Origin of the sequence: Streptomyces durbertensis, assembly GCF_014156695.1 — a bacterium.
Lineage (GTDB): Bacteria > Actinomycetota > Actinomycetes > Streptomycetales > Streptomycetaceae > Streptomyces > Streptomyces durbertensis.
The window spans coordinates 1-5,938 of the sequence record NZ_WMLF01000341.1 but is presented as its reverse complement, the minus strand read 5'-3'; the positions used below and the strand labels follow the sequence as shown (position 1 = coordinate 5,938).

The 5,938-nt window shown below is 72.4% G+C and carries 7 protein-coding genes; 6 read left to right on the top strand and 1 reads right to left on the bottom strand.

The genetic code is table 11. The annotated features are described in order from the left end of the window. The 6 genes from GL263_RS19770 to GL263_RS19745 all read left to right on the top strand — a co-directional run. Positions 1-293: phosphopantetheine-binding protein (locus GL263_RS19770; protein ID WP_182857074.1), on the top strand; the 293-nt coding region annotated here is incomplete at its 5' end. After that, on the top strand, positions 290-1,807 hold the full coding sequence (locus GL263_RS19765; RefSeq protein WP_182857073.1) for an amino acid adenylation domain-containing protein: 1,518 nt from the start codon (positions 290-292) through the stop codon (positions 1,805-1,807). The genes GL263_RS19770 and GL263_RS19765, both read left to right, overlap by 4 nt. Before the next feature lie 65 nt (positions 1,808-1,872). Further along, positions 1,873-2,079: an MbtH family protein gene (locus GL263_RS19760; RefSeq protein WP_182857072.1), complete on the top strand. Its 207-nt coding sequence runs from the start codon at positions 1,873-1,875 to the stop codon at positions 2,077-2,079. A gap of 93 nt (positions 2,080-2,172) precedes the next feature. Further along, the gene (locus GL263_RS19755) at positions 2,173-3,435 is read left to right on the top strand and encodes an MFS transporter (protein ID WP_182857071.1); all 1,263 of its coding nucleotides are present in this window, start codon (positions 2,173-2,175) and stop codon (positions 3,433-3,435) included. A 114-nt stretch (positions 3,436-3,549) separates the two neighbouring features. Next, the gene (locus GL263_RS19750; RefSeq protein WP_323379487.1) at positions 3,550-3,981 is read left to right on the top strand and encodes an SRPBCC family protein; all 432 of its coding nucleotides are present in this window, start codon (positions 3,550-3,552) and stop codon (positions 3,979-3,981) included. Continuing rightward, a complete protein-coding gene (locus tag GL263_RS19745) occupies positions 3,978-4,556 on the top strand; it encodes a TetR/AcrR family transcriptional regulator (protein ID WP_323379486.1) in 579 nt (192 codons plus the stop codon). Before GL263_RS19750 ends, GL263_RS19745 begins: the two co-directional genes overlap by 4 nt. Positions 4,557-4,669: 113 nt before the next feature. Here GL263_RS19745 and GL263_RS19740 read toward each other — a convergent pair whose 3' ends face one another. Continuing rightward, the gene (locus tag GL263_RS19740) at positions 4,670-5,866 is read right to left on the bottom strand and encodes a globin domain-containing protein (RefSeq protein ID WP_182857069.1); all 1,197 of its coding nucleotides are present in this window, start codon (positions 5,864-5,866) and stop codon (positions 4,670-4,672) included. Positions 5,867-5,938: the final 72 nt, after the last annotated feature.

Here is a 5,938-nt window from a genome sequence, read left to right as displayed (position 1 = left end):
ACCCCGACCCCCTCGCGCCACCCGGCTCCGACCCGCTGGGCGAGAAGGTCGCGGCCCTGTGGCGGAATGTCCTCGCGACCGAACGCGCGCTTCCCGGGGACGACTTCCTCAACCATGGCGGGCACTCCCTCAAGGCCATGCGGCTGTTGGCCCTGCTCGACGAGGAGCTGGGGGCGGACGTGGAACTGGTCGACTTCCTGGAGAACCCCACCCTGGGCGGCCTCACCGCCCTCGTACGGGAGCAGGTGGGCGGGCCGGGTATCGCGCAGTCGTGGAACGGAAGAAGCTCATGACCGACGTTCTGGCAGGCGCGGACCCGATCCACACCGCCTCACCCACCCTGCGGCGCTTCCTGGAGCACGCGCGGGCCCGGCCGCGGGCCACCGCCGTGGAGGACAGCAGCGGTGAACTGAGCTACGGCGCGCTGCTGTCGGCCGCCCGCGCCCAGGCCGGCGCGCTCGCCGCCGACGGGGTGCGGCGCGGTACCCGGGTCGCGATCGAACGCGACTACGGAACCGACTACGTGGTCGCCCTGCTGGCCACGTGGCTGCTGGAGGCGGTGGCGGTGCCGCTCGATCCACGGGCTCCGGCCGAACGGCGCCGCCACCAGATCCGGCAGGCGCGCTGCGGGGCGGCGGCGACGCTGCCGAACGCCGACGGCGTGGTCCGCGCCGCCCTGGCCGAACCGGCGTCCTCCGAACCGGCTCCTTCCACGGTGGGCCGTCCGCAGGAAGAGGCCGAGCCCGCCGCGTACATCCTCTTCACCTCCGGCTCGACGGGGCTGCCCAAGGGTGTGGAGATCGAGCACGGCGGCCTGCTCAACATGCTGGACTACTTCGCGGACGCCATGCGGCTCGGCCCCGGGGACCGGATGCTCGCGCACAGCAGCACCGTCTTCGACATGTCCGTCCCCGAGATGCTGGTGCCGCTCACCAGCGGCGGCACCATCGCCGTCGCCCCGCCGCGCAGCGCCCGCAACCCCGAGTTCTTCGCGCGGTGGTTGCGCGACCACCGGGTCGACGCGGGGTTCGCGACGCCGAGCCAACTGCGGCTGCTGCTCCCGTTTCTGGCGGGCGAGCGTGTCTTCCGGCACCTCGTCAGCGCGGGGGAGGCGCTGCCCGCCGTGCTCGCCGAGGAGCTGAGCGGCGTGGTGGACACCCTGTGGAACGGCTACGGCCCCACCGAGACCACGGTCTGCGGACTGTGCGCCGAGGTGCGCCCGCCCTACCGCGACCCGCTGCCCATCGGCCTGCCGATTCCCGGCCTGCGGGCCCATGTGCTGGACGGGGAACTCCAGCAGGTCCCGGACGGGTCGATCGGCGAACTCTGCCTGTCCGGTGTGGGGGTCGCACGCGGCTACTACGGGAGCCCGGAGCTGACCGCGCGGTCCTTTGTCACCGGCCCGGACGGCGATCGGGCCTATCTCACCGGGGACATGGTCCGGGTCGGCCCGGACGGCCGGTTCTCCTTCCACGGGCGGGTGGACGACCAGGTGAAGATCCGCGGACACCGGGTCGAACTGGCCGAGATCGAGTCGGTCGCCGAGCGGACGCCCGGCGTCGTCCAGGCGGTCGCCGTCCTGTCCGACGCCCTGCGCGGCCGGGCCGAACTGCACCTGGCGGTGGTCGCGGAGGCCGGTGCCGAGGCCGTCGAGACCACGCTGCGCGCCGCGCTCCGCCGTGACCTGCCCACCGCCATGCGTCCCGGCCGCCTGGTGTTCTTCGACGAACTCCCGCGCAACACCTCGGGAAAGACCAGCCGCAAGGACGTCACCCGGCTGGTCGAGGCGCGCCTCGGCACCACCTGAACCCGCGTCCCCCGGATCCAGTCGGCACACCAACCGCCTCCGAAACAGACGGAAGGAACACAACCATGGACGAGCGCGCGACCGAGGTCCGCTACACGGTGGTCCGCAACACCGAGGAGCAGTACAGCATCTGGGCCGAAGGACGGCCTCTCCCCGCCGGCTGGCGCGACACCGGCGTCAGCGGCACCAAGGAGGAGTGCCTGGCGCACATCGGCACGGTCTGGACCGACATGCGGCCCAAGAGCCTGCGCGTGGCCATGGGCGACAACTGACCGGTCTCCGAAGTCCCGTGGCCCGGGGGAGAGGGCCGCCACCGCGCGTTCTCTCCCCCGGGCCGCCGTCACACCCTTCAATGGAGGCCAGCAGTGTGGGCGCTACTACGCCACAACGCACAGTTCCGCCGGATATTCGCCGGCGAGGCCGTCTCCGCGTTCGGAGACAGCGCCATGTTCCTCTCGCTTGCCATCTGGGCCAAGGACCTCACCGGCTCGGACGCCGCCGCGGGCGCGGTCATCCTGGTCCTCACGCTTCCCGGGCTGGCCTCGCCCCTGCTCGGCCACCTCGTCGACCGGGTGCACCGCAAGCCGCTGCTGCTGTGGATGTACGCGGGGATGGCGATGCTCGTCCTGTCGCTGCTGGCCGTGCGGGACTCGGGACAGCTCTGGATCATCTACCTGGTGGCCGCCGGGTACGGCGTGCTGGTGGCCACCCCGGCGCGGCAGGCGCTGCTCAAGGACATGCTGCCGTCCGCCGACGCGCTGGCGGCCCGCTCGGTCCTCATCTCCACCCGCGAGGGCGTGCGGATCGTCTCGCCGGTGGTCGGCGCGGGGCTGTACGCGGCCTACGGCGGCATCGCCCTGGCGCTGCTGAGCACGGGCACGCTGGTCGCCGCGGCGGTGCTGCTCGCGTTGGTCAAGGTGGTCGAGTCCGAGCCCGAGCCCACCACCGAACGCTTCCGTACGTCACTCGCCGCCGGATTCCGTCATCTGCGCGGCGTCCCCCTGCTCTTCCGGCTGACGCTGGCCATGGTGATCTTCCTCGGCGGCGTCGGCATGCTGGAGGCCGCCGCGTTCGCCGCGGTCGACCAGGGACTGGACCGGCCAGCCGCCTTCGTGGGCGTGCTGGCGTCCGTCCAGGGCGCCGGTTCGGCGCTCGCCGGGCTGCTCTCCGGGGCGCTGATCCGCCGCCTGGGCGACGTCAGAACCAGTTGCCTCGGATACGCGGCGATCGCGCTCGGCCTGCTGCTGTGCGTCTCCCGCGACGTGGCGCTGTTCATGGTGGGCGTGGTGCTCATCGGCGTGGGCCTGCCCTTCCTCTCCGTGGTCCTCGGCACCGCCTGCCACCTGTACACCCCGGCCCGCCTCCAGGGACGGGTGAACGCCACCCTCAACATGGCGCGGGACGCCGCCCAGACGCTGTCCCTCTTCGCGGGCGCGGTGCTGATCGGCGTCCTCGACTACCGCGTCATGTACGCCCTGATGACGGTCACCACGCTGGCCTGCGCGGTGTCACTCCTCATCCGCCCGGTCGCCGCCACGACGGTGGTCTCCTCCGTGGCGGACGACGCCGCCCAGGGACCGTCCGCCGCGGAGGCACCGCCCCAGGAGGACGCGGCACCGGGACGGTGACCCCGCACGCGTCCCCTGACATCCGCGTCCGGCGGGGTCGCGTGGCTAATGGTGTTAGCCTATCCTCGTAGCTAACGCCGTTAGCCACTCGTTTCCCTCTTGCCAGGAGATCCCGTGCACGCCGTCCGCACCCATGTCGACATCAACGCTCCCGCTCTGCGCGTGTGGGAGGTGCTGACCGACTTCGACGCCTACGCGCAGTGGAACCCGTTCATCGTCAGCGCCAGGGGCAGGCCCGAGGTGGGTGCTGTGCTGGAGAACGTCCTGGACAGCAACGGCTCCACCATGCGCTTCCGTCCGACGGTCCGGGTGGCCGTGCCGGGGAAGGAACTGCGCTGGCTCGGGCGGCTCTGGGCTCCGCGCCTCCTCGACGGGGAGCACTCCTTCCTCATCGAGGAGACCGGGAGCGGCGGCGTGCGGCTCACGCAGGCGGAGACCTTCACCGGCGCCCTTGTCGCCCTGCCGTTCGTGCGCCGGAAGCTCGACGTTCATGACCACTTCACGGCCATGAACACCGCACTCAAGCAGCGGGCCGAGCAGCGGTGAGCACCGTCCAGGAGCCGGCCCGGACCTCACGGACCCCGCGAGCCGCCCAGATCGTCGCCGCTGCCCGCGAACTACTGGAGGAACAGGGCTGGGGTGAGGTCACGATGCGGGCGCTCGCCGACCGCCTCGGCATCCGTGCGCCCTCTCTCTACAAGCACTTCCGGAACAAGGAGGCGGTGGCGGCGGCTCTTGTGGAGGTGGCGCTCGCCGAGATGGGCGCGGCCCTGCACGGCGCCGTGGGCGGGGCGTCCGGCGCCGACCGGGTCCCGGCCCTCCTGGCCGCCTACCGGCGGCACGCGCTCGCCCATCCAGGTCTGTACCGTCTCGCCACCACCGGGCGCCTGCCTCGGGAGGCACTGCCCGAGGGGCTCGAGGAATGGGCCGGCAGGCCCTTCTCCCTCGCCGCCGGGGACCCCCATCTCGCGCAGGCGCTCTGGTCGTACGCGCACGGAATGGTCGTCCTCGAACTCGACCGCCGCTACCCCGGTGACTCCGACCTGGACCGCACCTGGCAGGCGGGGGCGCGGGCCTTCGCCGCGCGAGTGCCAGCCCCGGAGGCGGCCGGAGGGGCGTGAGGGGGCGACGACGGCCGGAGCGCTTCACCGGTGGCGGCCGTGGCGGCCGTGGCGGCGGTGGTGCGGCCGTCTGACATGGCGCTCATGGTGCCGCCCCCCCCTCGTGCCCGGGGTCAGTCCTGGCCGAGCCAGAGGTCCGGCCCGAAGACCTCGTAGTGGATGTCCTGCGCGGGCACGCCGCGTCGGAGCAGGTCGCCGCGGGCCGCACGCATGAAGGGCAGTGGTCCGCACAGGTAGGCGGTCAGGCCCTCCGGGAGGTCGAGGGCGGTGACGTCGACCTGACCGCGGGACGCCTCCGGCGCGTTGTCGCCCGGCTCTTCGTACCAGAGTCGCAGGGTGGCGTTCGGCAGTGCCCGCACCAGGCGGCGCAGCTCGTCGCGGTGGGCGTGGTCCGCGGGGGTGCGGTCGGCGTGCACCACGGTCACCCGGCGGTCGGAGTTCTCGGCGGCCAGACGGTGCAGCATGGGCAGCATCGGCGTGGTACCGATTCCCGCCGACGCGAGCAGCAGTGGCCCGTCACCGTCGGGCAGCACCAGGTCGCCGAACGGGGCGGAGACGGCGAGCACGTCGCCGGCGCGGGCGTGCTCGTGCAGCCAGGAGGAGACCTCGCCCTGCGGCCGGTCGCCGCCCCGCACGCGCTTGACGGTGATGCGCCACTCCTCGGCGCCGGGTGTGCCGGAGAGGCTGTACTGGCGTATCTGCCGGGCGCCGTCCGGTAGTTCGGCCCGCACGCTGACGTACTGACCCGGGCAGAACGGCCCGGCAGGGAGGCCGTCGGTGTGGCGCAGGGTGAAGGACACGGCGTCCGCGGACTCCTCGCGCCGTTCCACGATCCGCATCTGCCGCCAGATCTCGCCCTCGGCGGTCCCCGCCTCCTGGTACAGCCGGGTTTCCGCGGCTATCAGGGCGTTGGCCATCAGCCAGTAGACCTCGTCCCAGGCGTCGGCCACGTCCTGGGTGACGGCGTCGCCGAGTATCTCGCCGATGGCGGCGAAGAGGTGGTGGTGGACGAGCTTGTACTGGTCGGAGGTGACGCCCAGGGAGGCGTGCTTGTTCGCGATGCGGGCGAGCATCGCGTCCGGCCGGGCGTCGGGGTGTTCGAGGAGCATGCCGGCGAAGGCGGCGATGGAGCCGGCCAGCGCCCGCTTCTGCTCTCCGTTGGCCTGGTTCCCGCGGTTGAAGAGATCGCGCAGCAGTTCGGGCCGGTCGTCGAAGAGCTTGGCGTAGAACAACTGGGTGATCTCGCCGATGGCGGCCCCGACGGCGGGCAGGGTGGCGCGGATGACGGGGGCGGATCGCTCGGAAAGCACAGCAACTCCTCTAATTGGTAGATGATCTTCGTGTTTTCGGGTGTGCGGTAGACGTCGCCGGCGGGGCGGGGC